The sequence below is a fragment of the Massilia sp. P2_C2 genome (assembly GCF_056404615.1).
The window spans coordinates 18,709-39,296 of record NZ_JBFUDR010000007.1 but is presented as its reverse complement, the minus strand read 5'-3'; the positions used below and the strand labels follow the sequence as shown (position 1 = coordinate 39,296).

The window sequence follows — 20,588 nt, the reverse complement described above, 5'->3', positions numbered from 1 at the left end:
TGATCAAAGGCCCGGCTTATTTGCCGGTGCCGGACAGCAGGCCACGCTGGGCCAGGTTTGCGTACAGGGCGCGGACGCCGAACGTCCACGGTGCGATGGCGTCGCTGCGCTGGACGGTGTTGACCAGCGTACCCAGCGACGGGGTCGAGATGCTCACGCGGTCGCCCGGGTGATGGGTGAAGCCGCCGCCTTGCGCGTCGCGATCCTTGATCGGCGAAAACATCGTGCCCAGGAACAGCATGAAGCCGTCCGGGTACTGGTGATGCTTGCCGCAGGTCTGGCGCACCAGGTCCAGCGGGTCGCGGCTGATCTCGCGCATGAAGCTGKCACCTGCCAACTGGAAGCCGTCGTCGACGCCTTCGATCAGCATGCGCACTTCCGCGTTGCGCAGGGTGTCGATGTTGAAGTCGCCGTCGAACAGGCGGATGAACGGACCGATGGCGCAGGAACCGTTGTTGTCCTTCGCCTTACCGAGCAGCAGTGCGCTGCGGCCTTCGATGTCGCGCAGGTTGACGTCGTTGCCCAGCGTCGCGCCGACCACCTGGGCGCGGCTGTTCACGGCCAGGACGATTTCCGGTTCCGGGTTGTTCCAGTGCGACGACGGGTGCAGGCCGACAGGGGCGCCGTGGCCGACCGCCGACATCGGCTGCGACTTGGTGAACACTTCCGCGTCCGGGCCGATGCCCACTTCCATGTACTGCGACCACATGCCGCGCGCCGACAGGTCGGCCTTCAGGCGCATGGCCGCCTCGCCACCGGGTTCCAGTTCCGACAGATTCGTGCCGATGGTTTCCTGCAGCTGCTGGCGCAGCGCGCTGGCGCGGGCCGGATCGCCCTTGGCCTGTTCCTCGATCACGCGTTCCAGCAGGCTGACGGCGAAAGTCACGCCGCATGCCTTGATGGCCTGCAGGTCGTTCGGAGCCAGCAGGCGCACAGGGGCGCCTTCGTCGCCATTCAGCGCGGCGGCTACCAAGGCGTTCACGTCGCCCAGGTCCTCGCCGTCGGCGTCGCGCACGATGGCGACGAGATCGTCGCGCTCGAACAGTTCGGATACGGTCGGTGCGTGGCGGGTGATGTCCACCACGCGGCCCTTGCGTACGGCCACGACGGCCGGACCATTGATTTCACCCGCGCGCCACACGCGGCCGACCATCAGAGCCTGGTCGAGGTCCTGGGGTAACGGATTGGCTTGGATAGCTGTCATCTTATGTCTCTCTTGGTTTATGCAACCGTCAGCGTCGCCTTCTTCAGGTCGACGCTGTTCGGTCCTGCGAAAATGGTGAACGATCCCGGTTCGACGACGCGCTTCATGTCGGCATTGTAGAACCACAGGTCGGACGGCTTGATGTCGAACGTCACCGTGCGCTTCTCGCCCGGTTCCAGCGTGACGCGCCTGAAGGCCTTCAGTTCGAGCAGCGGACGCGTGACGGAGCTGACGTCGTCGCGGATATACATCTGCACGACTTCGTCGCCGCGCACGCTGCCCGTGTTCTGGACGTCGACCTGCACGCGGGTACTGCCGCTGGTGCCGATCCGGTCCTGCTCCAGGCGCGGCGCCGAGATCTCGAAGCGCGTGTACGACAGGCCGTAGCCGAACGGGTACAGCGGCGCCGTCACGTCGTCGATGTAGCCGCGGCGGCTGCTCGGCTTGCGGTTGTAGAACAGCGGCAGCTGGCCGGCGTTGCGGGCGATGGTCACCGGAAGCTTGCCGCCCGGGTTGGCGCGGCCGAACAGCAGGTCCGCGACGCCATGGCCCGTCTCCTGTCCCATGTACCAGCATTCCAGCAGCGCGTCGGCACGCTCGGCCAGGTAGTTCACGGACAGCGGACGGCCGTTCAGCAGCAGCACGACGGTCGGCTTGTTCAATGCGAAGATGGCGCGCGCCAGGTCGTTCTGCTGGCCGACGAGGTCCAGCGACGTGCGGTCGCCCAGGTGGTTGTCGGCCCAGGCCTCGCGCGCGGTCTGCTCGTTGTCGCCCAGGACCATGACGATGGTGTCGGCGTTCTTCGCCGCTGCCACCGCCTCGGCGATCAGGCGGGCGTTGACTTCCGGCTTGGTCCACACGATCTCGTCCTGGCCCCATACGTGCCCTTCGGTCAGGCGCACGCCTTCCGAATACGCCAGCGAGAAGCCGTTCGCCTTCGCTTCTTCCTGCAACGCCTCGTACACGGACACGACGTGGCGCGGCTTGTCGGAATAGCCGCCGATCGGGGTATCCTTCGCGTGCGTACCGACCAGCAGCATCTTGCCGACCTTGCGCGGCGCGAGCGGCAGCAGGCCTTTGTCGTTCTTCAGCAGAACCGCGCTGCGCTGGGCGGCCTTGCGCGCGAGCGCAAGGGCTTCCGGCGTGGCCGTCAGGGCGTCGGCCTGGGCGACGTCGGCATACGGGTTCTCGAACAGGCCTGCCTCGAACTTCAGGCGCAGGATGCGGCGGACGACGGCGTCGATCTCGCGCTGCGTGATCTTGCCTTCCTTGACCAGCTCGCCCAACGTGGCATAGCCGGCCGGGTCCGGCGTCTCGATGTCGACACCGGCCTTGAACGCGCGCAGGCCGCCTTCCTTCACGGAGCCGACGAGGTGGTGGCGGCTGCCCAGTTCCGCGACCGCCATGTAGTCGGACACGGTCAGGCCCTGGAAGCCCCATTCCTTGCGCAACACGTCCGTCAGCAGCCAGCGGTTGGCGTGCGACGGGATGCCGTCGATCTCGTTATACGACGGCATCACGGCCGCGATCTTCGTTTCCTTGATGATCTTCTCGAACGGCGGGAAGAAGTCTTCGCGCAGCGTGCGTTCGCCCACGTTCGCCGGGCCGATGTTGGTGCCGCTCTCCGGCTGGCCGTGGCCCGTCATGTGCTTCAGCGTCGCGAAGACCTTGTCCTTCGCCAGCGGCAGGGAATCGCCCGAGAAGCCCAGCACGGCGGCCTTGCCCATCACGCCGCACACATGCGGATCTTCACCATAGGTTTCTTCGATACGGCCCCAGCGCGGCTCGCGCGCCACGTCGACGACGGGCGCCAGCGCCAGGTTGGCGCCGCGCGCGCGCATTTCGTGCGCCGCCAGCGAGAAGATCTGCTGGACCAGTTCCGGGTCGAACGAGGACGCCAGGCCGATCGCCTGCGGGAAGCTCGTCGCCTCCGGCGCCACATAGCCGTGCAGCGACTCCTCGTGCATGAACACGGGGATCCCGAGGCGCGTCCGTTCCAGCGCCCACTTCTGCACGGCGTTCACATATTCCGCCGTTTCCTTCGGGCCGCGGTTGCCGACGGCCCCCGAGTTGCCGGCGTTGTTGTCGGCGCCGACCTGGCGGTCGGACGGACGCGCGAACATGCCCATCCCGTTCGGGTGCACGCGGCTGGCCTTGTCCACCGAGAAGCTGGTGTCGTCGTTCTGCAGATCCTTCTTGGAGAGCCACACGCACTGCAGCTGGGCGATCTTCTCCTCGAGCGTCATGCGCTTGATCAGGTCCTCGACGCGCGCATTCACGGGTGCGTTCGCCTGCTTGTAGACCGGCGTGCCCTTGGCGGTCGCAGCCGCCATCGCACCCGGCACCGCGGCCATGCCGGCCGCTCCGCCTACGCTTGCCAGAAACTCCCTGCGTTTGATACCCATTGACTAAAGTCTCCTACCTGTATGTGCTGCTGTTTTTATGGTTGCCGCCGCAAACAATCGCCCGGCCTGGCGCACGGGCAGCGACGGTACTTCGGCTTGCGGGACCGCGCCGCGGCCGGTAAGGGCAGCGCGCGCGGTCGGGTTCGGGATCGCCATCAGGGCCAACGGGAAGCATGGGAGCGGGATCGCCGGCGCGCACGGCACGGCGCCACGCGGGTGCAAACACGCACCGCGCGCCGGCCACTGCTGCCGTTCGCTTCGATCGGACATTCCTGTCTCCTGTCGTTGTTATCCTTGTGGGTTTGTACCCAACATTCTTTTAACTAAAAATGTTACCGCAACCATTCCAGTCTAATCGGCCGATTTGTCCCTTGTCAATCAAATATTGGGGCAATGTCCGGCCGGGACGACGTAAAGACGTCAGGCGTTGGCGAAAACGGGTGGGAAAGCGGAAAAACCGGATGTTAGCGTGAACAAATTCATGCGTTATGGATAACACAATGTGTTCACGGCGGCTGCGGTGGGCGCTGCGGAGGATGGAAAAAACGTGACGGCCGCGGCGCTCGCCGCGGCCCCGGAGATCAGACCGCGCGTTTGGCGGCCAGCGGCAACAGTGCCGACGGACGGGTGCGCGGCGCGGCGTCGGACTGGCGGCGCACCAGTTCGAAGTCCATGCGGACCTGCTCGGGCTGCGCGTCCACGCCCTCGCGCTGCGCGCGCACGCGCCGCACGAGCGACTGCACGGCTTCGCGCGCCATGCCCGCGATCGGCTGGCGCACGGTGGTCAGTTCCGGCCAGATGGTGGTGGCGAGCGCCGTGTCGTCGAAGCCGGTGACGGTGAGGTCGCCCGGCACGTCCAGGCCAAGCCGGTGCGCGACGGCGACGCAGGCGGCCGCCATGTCGTCGTTGCTGGCGAAGATGGCGGTCGGCCGCTCCTGGAGAGCCAGCAGGTGCTCGGCCGCGTCGAGGCCGGAGCGGTACGTGAACATGCCCTGCACGACCAGTTCGGAGCTGGCGTCCGCGCCCTGTTCCGCGACCGCGGCGCGATAGCCTTCGAGGCGGCGCGCGCTCGCGGTCTGGTTCGGATGGCCGACGACGAAGCCGATGCGCTGGTGGCCCAGCTGGACGAGGTGGCGCGTCATCGCGAACGCGGCCTCGTAGTCGTCGATGCTGACGGCGCCCACGCGCGCGTCCGGCAGGCCGCAGGCGACGACCACGGCCGGGATGTTCGCTTGCGCGATCGCGGCGAGGACTTCCTCGCTGTCGCACAGCGGCGGCGGCAGGATGATGCCGTCGAGGCCGTTCTCGACGAGGCGGCGGGCCTGCTCGGCCTCGTGCTCGCCGGCCTCGCATTTTTCGACGAACAGTTGGACGTTGTTCAGGCCGGACTGGCTCAACAGGCCGACGAGGAATTCGCTCAGGTAGGCGGCGCTCGGGTTACTGTACAGGAAGCCGACGCGGATCGGCTTGGAACCGGCGAGGTTGCGCGCTTCCTGGTTGGGCGTGTAGTTCAGCGCCGCCACGGCTTCCGCGACCTTGCGCCGCGTGCTTTCGCGCACGAGCCCTTTGCCGTTCATGACGCGCGACACCGTCATCGCGGACACGCCGGCGAGCTTGGCGACGTCGGCCATCGTGGGCTGTCCACGGCGCTCCACCTCTTCCTGGACCGACTCTGGTTTGGCTTTGCTCATTTCTCCCGATTCCCCAACATTTTTTGTTTGCGCTATCTTAGCATCTCATGCCCGTGCAAAGATAGCCATAGAAATGGCCGTAAACACCCAGAAATCGATTTCGCATTTTTAAAGTTTGCGCTAACATTCCCGCATTGGACCGGCCGCCGCATCCGGTCCGCCTATAACGACAACGGAGATTACAATGCAGCATTTCCTCCGGCACGCCCGCGCGTGCCTGACGGCGGCGCTCGTGCTGAACATCCTGCTTGGACTGTTCGGCGCCCTTCCCGCCCGCGCCGCCGACGAAGACGGCTACGACTTGTGGCTGCGCTACCGCCCCCTGCCCGCCGCCCAACGGACCGCTTTACAGGCGGCCGCCACCGGCATCGCCGCGCCGGACGACACCCCGACCGTGCGCGCCGCCGCGGCGGAACTCAGGCGCGGCATCGCCGGCATGCTGGGCCGTGTACAGGACGCCATCCCGACCGCCGCGCAACCGCGCGCCGGCGCCATCGTCCTGGTGCGCGCGAACGCGCTGGTCAGCCACAGTGGCCTCGCCGATGCCGACGTCCTACGGCGCGAGTTGGTGCCGCTCGGCCCGGAAGGCTATCTCGTGCGGCGCGCCCGCATCAAGGGCATCACCGTGACGCTCGTCGCGGCCAACACGGACATCGGCCTCCTGTACGGCACATTCGCCTGGCTGCGCCAGGTCCAGCTGGGCGTGGCCCCGGACCGGATCGCGCTGGCGGACAAACCCGCGCTGCCGCTGCGCGTGCTGAACCACTGGGACAACCTGGACCGCACCGTGGAACGGGGCTATGCGGGCGAATCGATCTGGAACTGGTGGGATTTGCCGAACATCGTCGATCCGCGCTACACGGACTACGCGCGCGCCAATGCATCGCTCGGCATCAACGGCGCGGTGCTGAACAACGTCAACGCCAGGGCCGAGGTATTGAGCCCTGCCTTCATCGCCAAGACCGCCGCCGTCGCCGACGTGCTGCGGCCGTACGGCATCCGCGTGTATTTGTCCGTGCGCTGGTCGACGCCGCTGGAACTGAAGGAGACGACGACGGCCGATCCGCTCGACCCGCAGGTCGCCGCCTGGTGGGCGCGCAAGGCCGACGAGATCTATCGCAGCATCCCGGATTTCGGCGGCTTCCTCGTCAAGGCCAATTCGGAAGGCCAGCCGGGACCGCAGGACTATGGCCGCAACCACGCCGACGGCGCCAACATGCTGGCCCGCGCGCTCGCGCCGCACAACGGCATCGTGATGTGGCGCGCATTCGTCTACAGTCCGCCGGCGCACCCCGGCCAAGGGGGGGGAAGAAGCGGCGACCGCGCCACCCAGGCCTACGACCAGTTCAAGCCGCTGGACGGCAAGTTCGACAGGAACGTGCTCGTACAGGTGAAGAACGGTGCCATCGACTTCCAGCCGCGCGAGCCGGCACACCCGCTGTTCGGCGCCATGCCGGACACGCCCCTGATGATGGAATTCCAGGTGACGAAGGAATACCTCGGCTTCGCGACCCATCTCGTCTACCTCGGCACCCTGTTCCAGGAGACGCTGCGCTTCGACACCCGCGCCGGCGGCAAACCGATGACGGTCGCACGCGTACTGGAAGGGGCGCAGAATGGACGCGTGGGCGGCATCGCCGGCGTCGCCAACATCGGCAGCAGCCGCAACTGGACCGGTTCCACGTTCGACCAGGCCAACTGGTACGCGGTCGGCCGCCTCGCCTGGGATCCGGACCTGGACAGCCGCGCCATCGCCCGCGAATGGGCCAGCCAGACGTTCGCGCCGGATGCGCGCGTCGTCGATCCGGTCGTGGACATGATGATGCGCTCGCGCGAGGCGGCCGTCGACTACATGACGCCCCTCGGCCTGCACCATATCATGGGCACGGGTCACCACTACGGCCCGGCACCATGGGTCGACAACCTGGGCCGCGCGGACTGGAATCCCGTCTATTACCACCGCGCCGGCCGCGACGGCATCGGCTTCGACCGCACCGCGAAGGGCAGCAATGCCGTGGCCCAGTACGCGCCGGACGTCGCGCGCCGCTTCGCCGACCCGGCCACGACGCCGCCTGAGCTGCTGCTGTGGTTCCACCATCTGCCGTGGGACACCCGCATGCCGTCCGGCCGCACGCTGTGGGACGACCTCCTCGCCCACTACGACCACGGCGTGGCGGAAGTCGCCGCCATGCAGGGCGAATGGCAGCGCCTGCGCCCGTTCGTCGACGCGCGCCGCTGGGACGACGTCTCCCAGCGCCTGGCCCAGCAACACCGCGAGGCGCAATGGTGGCGCGACGCGTGCATCGCCTATTTCCAGCATGCCTCCGGGCTGCCCCTGCCGGCCGGCGTGCGTCCGCCGGCGCAAACACTCGAGTACTACCGGTCGCTCGCGTTCCCGTACGCGCCCGGCCACGGCTGACCAGTTTCACCCACCACAATAAAAGAAGGACTACACATGACATCGAGACGAAACATCCTCGGCATGCTTGCCGGCGCCGCCATGCTGCCGGCAATCGCTCCCCGCGCGCGCGCGCAGGCGCCGGCCGGCGAGGGATTGAAAGACATCGCGGCCCGCAAGGGCATGCGCTTCGGCACGGCGATCAGCGCCGGCCGCAACCAGTTCGGCGACCCGGCCTACCGCGCGCTCGTCGAACGCGAGTGCAACCTGATCGTGCTCGAGAACGAGATGAAATGGCAGGCCCTCGAGCCGGCACCGGGCAAGCCGAATTTCGGTCCGGCCGACGAGGTGATCGCCTGGGCGAACGACAAGGGCATCGCCGTGCGCGGCCACAACCTGTTCTGGCAGGCCGAGAAATGGGTGCCGGCCTGGGTCGCCAGGCAGAATTTCGGCCCGCAGCCGGCCAAGGCCGTCGAGCAGCTGATGCGCACGCACGTGAGCACCGTCTGCGGCCACTTCGGCAAAGGCATCAAGAGCTGGGACGTCGTCAACGAGGCCATCGAGCCGGCCGACGGCAAGCTGCGCCAGAACGCCCTCACCCGCCCGCTCGGTGCCATCGAGCAGATCGACCTCGCGTTCCGCCTCGCGCACGAGTACGCGCCGCAGGCACAGCTGGTGTACAACGACTACATGCGCGGCGACGCCGGCAGCGCGCGCCACCGGGCAGGCGTCCTGGCCCTGCTCGCGGACCTGAAGAAGCGCGGCACGCCGATCCACGCCCTCGGCCTGCAGAGCCACATCGGCTCGTGGGATGAGACCGATAAAGGCCGATCGGACCTGGCCGAATGGCGCAAGTTCCTGGACGAAGTGTCGGGCATGGGTTACGACCTGCTGATCACGGAACTGGACGTGAACGACCGCCGCCTGCCGGCCGACATCGCCAGGCGCGACGCCGGCGTGGCTGCCGCCACGCGCGACTACCTTGACGTGACGCTGGCTTACCCGCGCCTGCGCGACATCCTCGTGTGGGGCATGTCGGACAACATCAGCTGGCTGCAGACCTGGGACGAAGCGCCACGCAAGGACAAGCTGCCGATGCGTCCGACGCCGTTCGACGCGCAGCTGAAGGCGAAGCCGATGCGCCAGGCCATCGCGGACGCCATCAAGGCCGCGCCGCCGCGCCACGTCTGATACCGATTTCGATATCGGTCTGCGCGATTTAATCATTTGGCGCGCAGGCCGATTGGAATCTATACTATGGCGGCATTAATTCTATATTAATATCAATATCATAAAGTCGAGACATATGGATTCCAATCGCCGCCGCCTCCTCACTGCCTCCCTCGCCACCGCCGCCTCCGCCAGCCTGCCCTCGTTCGCCTTCGCGGCGACGTCGAAGGCGCCCACATCCGGCGGCGCGCTCGCACCCACGCCCCCGATGGGCTGGAACAGCTGGAATTCGTTCGGCCCCACCATCACCGAAGCCCAGGCGCTGGAAAACGCCGACATCATGGCCGCGAAGCTGCTGCCGTTCGGGTACAACGTGTTCACGGTCGACATCCAGTGGTACGAACCGAACGCGAACAGCTACACCTACCGCAAGGACGCGGAACTGACGATGGACCAGTACGGCCGCCTGCAACCGGCACCGAACCGCTTCCCGTCGGCGGCGGGCGGCGCCGGCTTCAAGCGGCTCGCGGACCAGATCCACAAGCGCGGCATGAAGTTCGGCATCCACCTCATGCGCGGCATCCCGCGCCAGGCGGTGCGCCTGAACACGCCGATCCTCGGCACGAAGCTGCGCGCGCAGGATATCGCGGACACCAAGGCGATCTGCGAGTGGAACGGCGACATGTACGGCGTCGACATGACGAAGCCGGGCGCGCAGGAATACTACAATTCCGTCTTCAAGCAGTACGCCGAGTGGGGCGTGGACTTCGTCAAGATGGACGACATGTCGCGCCCGTACGAGCGCAACTGGCCCGAGGTCGAGGCTGCGCACAAGGCCATCGTGGCCAGCGGCCGTCCGATCATCCTCTCCCTGTCGCCGGGTGAAATGGACCTGCGCTGGGACAGCCACGTGCCGCACTACGCGCAGATGTGGCGCATCTCGGACGACTTCTGGGATGAATGGCGCCTCCTGAACGAGCAGTTCCAACGCCTGGAAAACTGGAACCCGGTGATGGGCGCGAACTCCTGGCCCGATGCCGACATGCTGCCGCTGGGCCGCCTCGCGCTCGGCGAACGCGACACCAAGTTCACGCCGGACGAGCAGCAGACCCTGATGACGCTGTGGAGCATCGCGCGCTCGCCGCTGATCATGGGCGGCGACCTGCGTCACCTGGACGCGAAGACGCTCGCGCTGCTGACCAACCCCGAGGTCCTGGCCATCAACCAGCGCAGCCGCGGCAACCGCCCGCTCCGCGCCGAAGCCAACACCCGCATCTGGACCGCGCGCCCGGCCGACAAGCACGGCGTGCAATACCTCGCGCTGTTCAACACGGGCGATGCCCCGGCGGAGATCGTGTTCGACCTGTCGCGCCTGGACCTGGGCAACCGGAACGTTGCCGTGCGCGACCTGTGGGCCCGCCGCGACCAGGGCACCGTCAAGGGCGCCATCCGCACGACGCTGGCGCCGCACGGCTCGACGCTGCTGGGCCTGACCGCCTGAGCGCCTGAGCGCTACCTCGTCGACGCGCCTGCGGCGCCGCTGTGACAAAGGGTGACTATTCCGGCGTATTCTCATGCCAGAATTGCACCCATATCAACAGCCTTATATGACTGCCATGCCGTGCGGTGTCGCGACCCGCCCCGCCGGCGCGCCCGATCCCGCATCCGGCATCGGGCTGTCAGCAGCGCCTGGCTGTGCTACCGCAGGCCGCTGGCCGTCGGCGCCACGCAGCGCACCGCTTCCATCGCGGAAGGCGTCGCGCTCGCCGGCTTCATGTTCATCGCCGCCCGGTGGCCGGACGAATTCCACTGGCACGCGATGTCGCTGGCGATCAAGCTGATGTACGACGCCAAGCGCGCAGGGCGCAACCGCGTCTGCGCCCTGCGCCTGCTCGATCAATAGGCGGTGACCGAGAAATTCCGGGACGCGAAGTCCATGCCGCCCGACGACGACGTGATCTCGAACCCGTACTGGACGTCGCCGACGGTCACGTCACCCATCCAGCCGAGGTTCTGCAGGTAGCGCATGATCGCCAGGATGTCGACGGTCGTGTTGTTCGTCTTCGTCGTGCGCAGCAGCGAATACACCATGTTCTTGCCATTATTGCCGCGATAGACGTTCCACGTGGCGCCGCCGACGTTCACGTTCGCGTACACGGGAATCGCGCATCCCTGCGCCGTCCAGTTGTACGAGATCGGCTTGACGTTGCCGCAGCCGGCCGACGTGCCCGTGTAGTTCAGCCACAGCATGATCTCGTAGGCGTGGTTGGTGTCCCAGATGTCGTACGTTGACTCCCAGGCGCCGCCGGCCGGCGTCGTGGCCGACATGACGGACGTCAGGCGCGACAGGGAACCCAGTGTCTTGCCGACGTAGTAGTTGATATGCGGGTAGGACTTGATGCCCCCCGTGTTCGGCTGGTTCGACCACACGCCCCAGTCGGTCGGCGAATTCACCCACAAGGTCTGCGGTCCGGCGCCCTGCCCCCAGACGTCGTTGTTGAAGCTGTATGCGCCCATCGTCGTCGAACCGTATTGCGCGGTGGTCGACCACGTCGCGGCCTGCGCCGGGGCGGCGAACGCCGCTGCAAGTACCAGTGCGATGATGCCTGACGTCTTCTTCATCTTATCTCCTTGTATTCGCCCCGCTGGTGCGCACCGCATGCACGGCACTGCGTGCGGTAACCGCGTACGGCGTCCGGGGCGTGAAACGCCGCAGTCCTGTCAACGCTGAAGGCATACGCGCTCCGCCGCGCGCGGCGTGCGCGGCGGTCGCATTGCTGGATGGTGTCGGTGGGTGTGCGCGGCGATCAGCCCGCGCACAGCCGGTGGGCGGCGCGGGCGCCGGAGGGCATCGGGATACGGACGGGCACAAGCGCCCGGAATTCCTGGCTGGCTGTCATGGCTTATCTCCTTGGCCGCCTGCGGCGGCCTTTGTATTTTTATTGCTTTTTTTATCGTAGGGATGAGTGTTCGACGAGTCAATCGTGCTAACTCTACTTGTTAACCGCTATCATCGAGCCATGCCAACATCGTATGCCTGAAATCGATTTCGTTATACCTCGCGCGGCTCTCAGCGGACCTGCGTACCGAGGATCGCGCCGCCGGCCGTGCCGTACACGAACGGGCCGTTGAGCGAAGATCCATCGCTGTAGGCCTGCGCGCCCTGGCGCGTCCAGTCGGACAGGTTGAAGGTCGCCTTGACCTTGAAGCTGTATTGCGGCGCGGCCGGATACGGCGACGGCTGCGCGGTCTGGGCACTCAGGCGATACACCTGGATACCGCTGCTGTCGTTCAGCGGCTGACCGCTGGCGCACAGCGTGGGCGCACGCACGACTTTCGCGAAATAGGCGGAGTTCTGCTGCGTGTACTGCGGCGTCGTGTTTTCCGCGTTATACGGATTGGCGACCAGTTGCGCACGGGCAGCGCCACGCGGCCCCGACACCAGCAGCGCCGTCTCCTCGTCGACGCCGATGCCCAGCACGGCGTCGAACGCCTCCACGCCGCCGGGGCAGCCGTTGCCGATACGCGCGATGAAGCCGAACAGCCGGCCCAGGCGGTCGCGCGTATTGAAATGATCGTCCGTGATCGTCTTGTCGAGCGACGGGATGCCGAGGAAGCTCTGGTCCGGCACCTTGGTGGACGACGTGTTCAGCGGCGATATCGTCATATACCGGTTGAAAGGATCGGCGAGCGCATCGCCGGACGTGGCCGTGCCGCGCAAGGCCACGAACGCATACTGCCCCAGCATGGCATTGCCGGCGCTCGTGCCGCCGACCGGGACGCCGGCGTTCACAGCGCGCTGCAGCGCCGCATCGAGCGACGTACCCTGCCAGTAGTTGTAGTAATCCGCCTGGTCGCCGCCGGCGATGAAGATCGCGCTCGCCTTCGCGATCACGCCCAGCACGAACGGATCCTCGGCCGCCTTGCGGCTCGGGATGACGAGGGTCTCGACCGACGTCACACCGAGGTCGATGCCGCCGACCATTTCGTAATTCCTGGGCGTCGTCGTGTCGACCTGCCCCAGGCGGCTGTAGACGTACGGGTTGTACGCATCGGTCCCCGTCGCGCGGATGACGACGAAGCGCCCGCCCGTCGCGCGCGAGATGCCGGCCTGCGCGATCATCCAGCGGAACGCCTCGCCCACGTCGTAGCCGCCGCCCATCAGAACGACGGACGGAGAGCAGGCCGTGCCCACGCACGACACGGGTTTCGCGCTCACGGGCGCGGCCGGCGTGCCGACATAACTGTAGGTATAGTTCGAGCCGGCCAGCGCCGGCTGGGCCGCCAGCAGCGGGACGACGACGAACAGGGCGCGGGCTGCGTGGGCGATCGGGTTTGCTTTCATGCGGACTCCGTGTGGTCGGTGCGTTCGGATCCGGCGGCGCGCATGCCACCGGGGGGGGCTGGCTCAGCATATTAGCTTTTTTATATTTCCGGTAGCGCCCGGCACCACGGTTTGCAGCAGATCGGCATTTGCACCACACGCAATCGTTTCGATGTATCGTCATGCCTGTCCGACGATCCCCCGAAAGAACCGCACGATGAGTTACGACCTGATGGTATTCGCCCCCGACGCCGCGCCAACGAAGCGGGCGGCCTTCCTGGACTGGTATGACGAACAGACCGAGTGGGGCGAGGACCACGACTACGACGACCCGGCCGTCGCCGCGCCCGCGCTGCAGGCCTTCTACGCCGACCTGGCCGGGGAATTCCCGCCGGTCCTGGCCGACGAGGCCGAGCCGGAATCCGGCACGGATTACACGATCGCCCGCGCGCTGATCTATATGTCCTTCCTCGACTGGGACCGGATCGACGCGGCCTGGGAAGCCGTGCATCGCCTCGCGGCGAAGCACGAACTGGGCTTCTTCGACGTCAGTTCGGACCTCGCCGAAGTCTGGCTGCCCGACCGCAAGGGCGGGCTGCGCATCGCCCACGCCGAGTAGGGTGGGCTTTCCTGCGGCCCGAGATAGCTGGGCTTCAGGCCGCCCGCATCGATCACCACGCGCTGCAGCACGAGGCCCGGATCGAGCGCCCAGAACTTCAGCGTATGCCGTCCCGCCGCCTTCACCTCGTGCGCCGTCGTGAATTGCGCGACGCCGTCCGAGACGATCCTTTCCCAGTGCTGCAGCGACCCGTCCGCATGCACGTCGACGATGCGCGGCACCTCGTCGTCGATCGCCACGGCATAGCGCAGGCCCGCGCCCGGCCGGAATTTCAGGGTGGGCGCCAGCGTCGCCTGCACATCCACCTTGCCCGGCTCGAACAGATAGACCTCGTACTCCAGCCGCATGCCATCGGAAGGCAGAAGCGCCGGTGCATCCACCGGCAATGTGGTCATGCCGGACAGCGTGCGCCCCAGGCCCGGCACCCGCAGCCATTCGCGGCCCTGCGGCGCCAGCGCACGGCTGTAGTGTTCCGCCTCGATGGCGACCGTGCCCCCGGTCTCGACGTACCCGGCAACGTTCGCGCTACGCCGGTCGGCGTGGCGCAGCGGGACGTCGACGCGCGCTTCCTGTCCGTCCGGCCCGCTCACGAACACGTGTCCGGACGTGGCCCCGGCCGGCACCTGGTCCCAACGCACGTCGACCGTGATCCGCTGCGATTTGTCGACGGTGCCGCTCGTCGCACCCAGCACGATCCACGGCTGGTCGGCGCGGGCGCGCCATGCCACCGGTGCGCCGCCGCGGTCGAACACCTCGATGAAACGCGCCGAGCGGTCGAACGGCTCGAACGCCGGCAGGCGCAGGCCGGTCGCTGCCGGCCAGGCGGCCTCGCCGCCCTCCACCGCCACGCCCAGCGCGGGCGCGGCCGGCACGGCGATCTCGCGCACCTCGGGCATGATGTTCGTGGCCGGGTCGCGCCAGCTCGTGTAGCCGATATGCGTCTGCGCCATCATGTGGTTCCACTTGCCGCCATTGATCTCGTGGTACTCGCGCGAGATCGCCGCGTCCTGCGCGAACAGGTCGCGCGCGCGCGCTGCGAGGTCGTTCGTGTCGGCGCGGCCCTGGGCGGCGTGGATACGGTTGGCCTGCACGGTCGCATACAACTCGCCCAGCGTGGCGGATGCGCGCACGGGATGTTCGACGAGCTGGAAGAACGCGTCGCGCTGTGCGGGCGCCAGCTTCGCCTTGACCTTGTCCACCCGTGCCGCCAGGGCGCGCCAGTCGGCGACGATCCGCTCCGTCTCGCGGTAGTTCGTCGCGCTGTACGTCCCCGGTTCCAGCTGCTCCGGCCTGCGACGGCCGTTGTAGCGTGCGTAGGTCTCGACGATGTCCGCGATCTCCGCCGGAAGGTCGGGAAACTGCGGCGCACCGAACTCGCGCGTCGCCCACAGTTTCAGGTAGTCGGGCAGGCGTGACGCCGGCCACGCGGCAGGGTTCCACGCATAGGTGAGGAAGAATTCCGTCGGCACTTCCATCGGCTTCAGGTCACCCACGTTGACGACCCACAGCCGGTCCGCGCCGAGCCGCCACGCCAGGTGCATCTGTTCCCATACCTTCGGCAGCGGCGTCACGTTGATCCACTTGTACGAACGCGGGCCGCCCACGTAGTCGAAGTGGTAGTAGATGCCGGCGCCGCCRCTGCGCCTGCGTTCCTCGGCCGTCGGCAGGCGGCGGATATTGCCCCAGTTGTCGTCGCACCACAGCAGGGTGACGTCGTCCGGCACGCGCATGCCCTTCTCGTAGTACTCCTGCACTTCCTTGTACAGAGCCCAGACCTGCGGCACCTCGGGCAGCGGCCGGCCCATCGTCTGCGCGATCATGGCGCGCTGGTCGGCCACGATCCGCTGCAGCAGCGCGACGTTCGATTCTTCCGACATCGGCTCGTCGCCGTCGCCGCGCATGCCCAGCGTGATGACCTTGTCGTAGTCCTTCGCGCGGGTGAGGCCCTGCTGCCAGAAGTCGCGCAGCACCTGGTCGTTGCGGCTGTAGTCCCATGGGCCCTTGCCATACTTCGCCCATTCCGCATGGGCGAGCATCAGCGGTTCGTGGTGCGACGTGCCCATCACGATGCCCATCTCGTCGGCCAGCGGGCCGTTCTCCGCATCGTCGTCGTAGAACGCATTGCCCCACATGGCCGGCCACAGGTAGTTGCCGCGCATGCGCAGGATCAGCTCGAACAGTTTGCCGTAGAACTTGTGGTTGAAGCCGCCGAACTTCTCCTTGGCCCAGTTGGACAGCGCCGGCGCCTCGTCGTTCAGGAAGATGCCCCGGTAGCGCACCACGGGGGCGTCGACGACGCGCGTGCCGGCCGCCACCGCGAGCACGTCATGACGTGGCGCGGGCACGTCGGCCCACCAGTTCCACGGCGAGACGCCGATCTGTTCCGACACCGTGTACAGTCCGTAGATCGTGCCGCGCCGGTCGCTGCCCGCCACGACGAGCGCGCGCGCGACACCCGGCATCGGATTGGGCACGGTCTGCACGAGATAACCTTCCCACTTGCCGCGTACGGCCTTCGCATCGATCTTCCCTGCACGCGCGAGGCGGTCGACCAGGGCGCTTTTGCCGAGCGTGCCGACGATGACGACGTCCGTCCCGCGCGCCACGGCCTTGCCGGCGTCCAGCAGCACGGGCTGCGCGCCGGACACCCGGGCGATGTCGCCCTGCAGGTCGGCCGCCGCCCGGTGCACGCCCTTGAATTCGTTCGGATCGACGACGATGCGCGCGGCCTGGCCGGCACGGGCCAGCACGACGGCATCCTTGCCGGCCTCGAAAGCCACGAAGGGCCGCTCTCCCAGCGCCCATGCCGGCTGCGCGCCCGCCAATGCCGTGACGGCGGCGGCGACGAGTGATTTCATAAGACTCCTCATATTGTAAGTATGTGCTTGCGTGCGCCGGTCAGCGCGCGATGCTGCAGGTCTCGAGCCGGGCGAGCGGCACGGCATCGGCCATCGCCTGGTACCCGGCGGGAGACGGATGCAGGCCGTCGTTGTCGAGGGACTTCAACAGGTGGTCCGGCCGGGCCGGATCGCGCAGCGCCGCGTCGAAGTCGACGACGCCGTCGACGACACCGGCCGTGCGGATCCACTGGTTATATGCGAGCCGGTCCGCCTCGTTTTCGGGGCCCGGCTGGTAATAGCCGCTGCCGCCGTAAGGCGTGATCGTGGCGCCCAGCACGCACACGCCCTGCAGGTGCGCGCGCGCGACGATCTGGCGGTACGCCTGCTCCAGGTCCGCCACGAGGCGTGCCCGTTCCGCCGGGCTGTCTTCCTTGTTCCGGTGCTGCACGCCGAAGTCGTTCACGCCGATCATGACGATGGCGTGCGACACGCCCGGCCGGCCCAGCACGTCGCGCTCGAACCGGGACACCAGGTTCGGTCCCAGGCCGTCGTGCAGCATGCGCCCGCCGCCGATGCCCGTATTGACCACGCCGATATCCGGCATGCCCGCGGCGCGCAGCCGGGTGGCCAGGCCGTCGGTCCAGCGCGCATACGTATCCGGTTGGACGCCATAGCCGTCCGTGATCGAATCGCCGATGGCGACGACCGTGTGCGCGCCGGCGCCGGCCAGGCTTTCCACGCCGGCGATCTGGTACCAGCGGGTGAACGTTTCGGCCTGCGGCCAGGTGGCGGCGGCCACCTGGTTGCCGCGCACGAGGAAGCTGGTGGCACGGGCGCCCGGATGCCCCGTCTGGCGCGCGGGCGCCTGGGCGAAGTGCAGCGAAATGGCGAGGTCGGCGCCGGCCGCATGCGGCAGGTCGACCGGGTCGCTGAGGTATTCCGCGCCGGCCGGGATCGACACGCCGGCCGCGCCGCCGAACGTCAGCGGCCGCAGGCTGGCAGGGTCCACGTCGGCCCGCCCCGGCTGCAAGGCGCGCGCCACGCTGCCGGCGTCGACGACCAGGGGCGCCGTGCCGAACGCGTTGCTGACCTTGACGCGCAGCTGGCGGCCGGCCAGCGACACCCGCACGACCTGGCGCAGGCTCGCGTCCAGCCATTGCGCTGCCGGCAACTCGTTCTGACCTTCCGGCACGAGTTGTGCGCTACCCCAGGAAGCGACCCAGCGCTCGCCGGCCGGTGGTCGGGAGGCGGCACCAAAGGGGGTGGCGGCACAGCCGGCAAGAGTGAAACCGAGCAGGCTGGCCGCTAGAATCGATTGACGCGACATCGTAATTCCTTCACACTGGGAAATGGTTGCGCTACCATTCTAGATTAGTTCAATGTCACGAGCAACGAGTTATAGCGCCCATTTAACTTGACATGCCCGTCATTACAGGAGACAAGAAATGCCCCTCATCCAGCGCGCCGCCAGCCCGATCATCACCGAGATGCAGGTGATCCCCGTGGCCGGCCGCGACAGCATGCTGCTCAATCTGTGCGGCGCCCACGCGCCCTACTTCACCCGCATCCTCGTCCTGCTGAAGGATAGCGCCGGCAATACCGGCATGGGCGAAGTGCCCGGCTCGAACGGCATCCTGCGCGCGCTGGAAAGCCTCGCGCCGCTCGTCACGGGTACCGAAGTGGCGCGCTACAACCGCACGCTGCACGTCCTGCGCACCGCACTGTCGGGCGTGAGCCACCAGGTGACGTCGCGCGCCGAGGAAGCGGTGATGAAGCAGCCGCACGAGATCAATCTGCGCCTGGAAAACGTCGTCACCGCCGTGGAAGCCGCACTGCTGGACCTGCTGGGCCAGCACCTGGGCGTGCCCGTCTGCGAACTGCTCGGCAACGGCCAGCAGCGCACGCATGTGACGATGCTGGCCTACCTGTTCTACATCGGCGACCGCACGCACACGGACCTGCCGTACGACGGCGACGCCGCGCACGACGGCTGGTACCGGATGCGCGACGAGGAAGCGTTGACGCCCGAGCAGATCGCCGACCTGGCCAGCGCCGTCGTCGACCGGTACGGCTTCCGCGACTTCAAGCTGAAGGGCGGCGTGATGCGGCCGGAGGACGAAGTGGCCGCCGTCGCGGCGATCAAGCGGCGCTTCCCGGACGCGCGCGCGACGCTCGACCCGAACGGGGCCTGGTCACTGGCGGACGCCATCGCCGCCTGCAAGGGCCAAGGTGACGTGCTAGCGTACGCGGAAGACCCGTGCGGGCCGGAAAACGGCTACTCGGGCCGCGAGATCATGGCCGAATTCAAGCGCGCCACGGGCATCCGCACGGCGACGAACATGGTCGCGACCGACTGGCGCCAGATGGCCCATTCGCACCTGCTGGGCGCCGTCGACATCCCGCTCGCAGACCCGCACTTCTGGACCATGCAGGGTTCCGTGCGCCTCGCACAGCTGTGCCACGACTGGGGCCTGACGTGGGGCTCGCACTCGAACAATCATTTCGACGTATCGCTGGCGATGTTCACGCATTGCGCCGCGGCCGCGCCGGGCGACATCACCGCGATCGACACGCACTGGATCTGGCAGGAAGGCCGCGAGCGCCTGACGAAGGAACCGTTACGGATCGTGGGCGGCCAGGTCGCCGTGCCGGATGCGCCGGGCCTCGGCATCGAGCCCGACATGGAACGCATCGAACAGGCGCACGCGCTGTACAAGAAGGTCGCCGGCGGCGCGCGCGACGACGCGATGGCCATGCGTTACCTCGTGCCCGGCTGGACGTACGATCCGAAGCAGCCCAGCTACGCGCGCTGACGGGCGTAGGGTGGGCACCCCTGTGCCCACGCGTAACGTTCGCGAACCGCATGCGTTCGCGTGGGCACGTTCGTATGTGAGGCCCCCGGCCTCACATACCCCATCCTACTTATTGGCGCAGCAGCGTGCGCAGCGTGCGCGACAGGTCCTCGGCCGAGAACTTGGCGACATAGGCGTCGGCGCGCACGTTCTTGACGTGTTCCTCGTTCGTCGTGCCGGACAGCGACGAGTGGATCACGACCGGCATGCTGCCGAAGCGCGCGTTCGACTTGATGTTACGGGTCAGCGTGAAACCGTCCATCTCCGGCATCTCGAGGTCGGTGAGCACCAGCGCGACCCTGTCGTGCACGGTCTTGCCCTCGGCCTCGGCGGCAGCGGCGATGGAGTTCAGATGGTCCCAGCACTCCTTGCCGCTCTTCGTCATCACGAACGGCAGGCCCATCGCATCCAGGCCCTGTTCGATCAGGGCGCGTGCGACCACGGAATCGTCGGCGGCCAGGATCACGGCGCCCGGCTTGAGCTTCATTTTTTCACCGACGGCCTGCTCGACGTTCTCGCTGTGGGCGTCCGGATTCAGGTTGCGCAGGATCGTCTCGACGTCCAGCACCTGGGCCAGGCGCGCCTGCTCGCCGTCCACCGGTTCCAGGCGCGCGATGCTCGTAACCATGCCGCTGCCGGCGCTGTGCTCGGCGGACATCACCTGGCTCCAGTCGAGACGCACGATCTCTTCCACGCTCTCGACGGCGAACGCCTGCGTGGTGCGGGCGAATTCCGTCACCAGCATGATGTTCAGGCCGGTCCGGGGCGTGACGCCGGCGATGCCGGGCAGGTCGAGGACCTGGATGATCTGGCCGCGCAGGTTGACGACGCCGAGCACGTGTTCGGGCGCGCCGGCCACCTTGGTGATCGTCGGCATGGCGACGATCTCGCGAATCTTGAACACGTTGATGCCGAACAGTTCGCTGTGCTCGCCGTTGGCGTCACCGCCGAGGCGGAAAAGCAAAAGCTCGAATTTGTTCGTGCCCGTGAGGTTGCTGCGCTCGTCGACTTCCTGCTGAACCGATTTCATGTCCCGTCCCAATGAAGGTTGATACTTTTGGGCAATTCTAGACGCGAACCTGCGG

General features: G+C 67.4%; 13 protein-coding genes. 5 read left to right on the top strand and 8 right to left on the bottom strand.

Going from position 1 to position 20,588, the window contains the following annotated elements; all coding sequences use genetic code 11:
* Positions 1–16: 16 nt before the first annotated feature.
* The 3 genes from AC1DYX_RS01795 to AC1DYX_RS01785 all read right to left on the bottom strand — a co-directional run bounded on the left by AC1DYX_RS01795 (position 17) and on the right by AC1DYX_RS01785 (position 5,300).
* Positions 17–1,204, bottom strand: coding sequence for a fumarylacetoacetate hydrolase family protein (locus tag AC1DYX_RS01795; protein ID WP_477255692.1), 1,188 nt, complete (start codon positions 1,202–1,204; stop codon positions 17–19).
* A gap of 17 nt (positions 1,205–1,221) precedes the next feature.
* Positions 1,222–3,609: a glycoside hydrolase family 3 N-terminal domain-containing protein gene (locus tag AC1DYX_RS01790; RefSeq protein WP_477255690.1), complete on the bottom strand. Its 2,388-nt coding sequence runs from the start codon at positions 3,607–3,609 to the stop codon at positions 1,222–1,224.
* Between the two features lie 581 nt (positions 3,610–4,190).
* Positions 4,191–5,300 carry a LacI family DNA-binding transcriptional regulator gene (locus AC1DYX_RS01785; protein ID WP_477255688.1) on the bottom strand — a complete coding sequence of 370 codons (1,110 nt, stop codon included), beginning with the start codon at positions 5,298–5,300 and terminating at the stop codon, positions 4,191–4,193.
* A 184-nt stretch (positions 5,301–5,484) separates the two neighbouring features.
* On the opposite strand from AC1DYX_RS01785, the gene AC1DYX_RS01780 reads away from it, so the two are divergent.
* The 4 genes from AC1DYX_RS01780 (at position 5,485) to AC1DYX_RS01765 (ending at position 10,771) form a co-directional block, all read left to right on the top strand.
* A complete protein-coding gene (locus AC1DYX_RS01780) occupies positions 5,485–7,719 on the top strand; it encodes an alpha-glucuronidase family glycosyl hydrolase (RefSeq protein ID WP_477255686.1) in 2,235 nt (744 codons plus the stop codon).
* A 36-nt stretch (positions 7,720–7,755) separates the two neighbouring features.
* On the top strand, positions 7,756–8,889 hold the full coding sequence (locus AC1DYX_RS01775; RefSeq protein ID WP_477255684.1) for an endo-1,4-beta-xylanase: 1,134 nt from the start codon (positions 7,756–7,758) through the stop codon (positions 8,887–8,889).
* 115 nt (positions 8,890–9,004) lie between these two features.
* The gene (locus AC1DYX_RS01770) at positions 9,005–10,369 is read left to right on the top strand and encodes a glycoside hydrolase family 27 protein (RefSeq protein ID WP_477255682.1); all 1,365 of its coding nucleotides are present in this window, start codon (positions 9,005–9,007) and stop codon (positions 10,367–10,369) included.
* A gap of 120 nt (positions 10,370–10,489) precedes the next feature.
* Positions 10,490–10,771 carry a hypothetical protein gene (locus AC1DYX_RS01765; RefSeq protein WP_477255680.1) on the top strand — a complete coding sequence of 94 codons (282 nt, stop codon included), beginning with the start codon at positions 10,490–10,492 and terminating at the stop codon, positions 10,769–10,771.
* On the opposite strand, the gene AC1DYX_RS01760 is transcribed toward AC1DYX_RS01765, so the two are convergent.
* From AC1DYX_RS01760 to AC1DYX_RS01745, 4 genes are all read right to left on the bottom strand, one after another.
* Positions 10,765–11,490: a GH12 family glycosyl hydrolase domain-containing protein gene (locus AC1DYX_RS01760; protein WP_477255678.1), complete on the bottom strand. Its 726-nt coding sequence runs from the start codon at positions 11,488–11,490 to the stop codon at positions 10,765–10,767. The genes AC1DYX_RS01765 and AC1DYX_RS01760 overlap by 7 nt on opposite strands.
* Positions 11,491–11,938: 448 nt before the next feature.
* Positions 11,939–13,213 carry a cyanophycinase gene (locus AC1DYX_RS01755; RefSeq protein WP_477255676.1) on the bottom strand — a complete coding sequence of 425 codons (1,275 nt, stop codon included), beginning with the start codon at positions 13,211–13,213 and terminating at the stop codon, positions 11,939–11,941.
* Between the two features lie 435 nt (positions 13,214–13,648).
* Positions 13,649–16,669, bottom strand: a complete 3,021-nt coding sequence (locus AC1DYX_RS01750) for a glycosyl hydrolase 115 family protein (RefSeq protein ID WP_477255674.1) — start codon at positions 16,667–16,669, stop codon at positions 13,649–13,651.
* 40 nt (positions 16,670–16,709) lie between these two features.
* Entirely contained in the window at positions 16,710–17,978 is a 1,269-nt protein-coding gene (locus tag AC1DYX_RS01745) for an SGNH/GDSL hydrolase family protein (RefSeq protein ID WP_477255672.1), read from the bottom strand.
* A gap of 118 nt (positions 17,979–18,096) precedes the next feature.
* On the opposite strand from AC1DYX_RS01745, the gene AC1DYX_RS01740 reads away from it, so the two are divergent.
* Positions 18,097–19,464: an enolase C-terminal domain-like protein gene (locus AC1DYX_RS01740; protein ID WP_477255670.1), complete on the top strand. Its 1,368-nt coding sequence runs from the start codon at positions 18,097–18,099 to the stop codon at positions 19,462–19,464.
* 109 nt (positions 19,465–19,573) lie between these two features.
* On the opposite strand, the gene AC1DYX_RS01735 is transcribed toward AC1DYX_RS01740, so the two are convergent.
* Positions 19,574–20,533, bottom strand: coding sequence for a chemotaxis protein (locus AC1DYX_RS01735; RefSeq protein ID WP_477255668.1), 960 nt, complete (start codon positions 20,531–20,533; stop codon positions 19,574–19,576).
* Between the last annotated feature and the right edge of the window lie 55 nt (positions 20,534–20,588).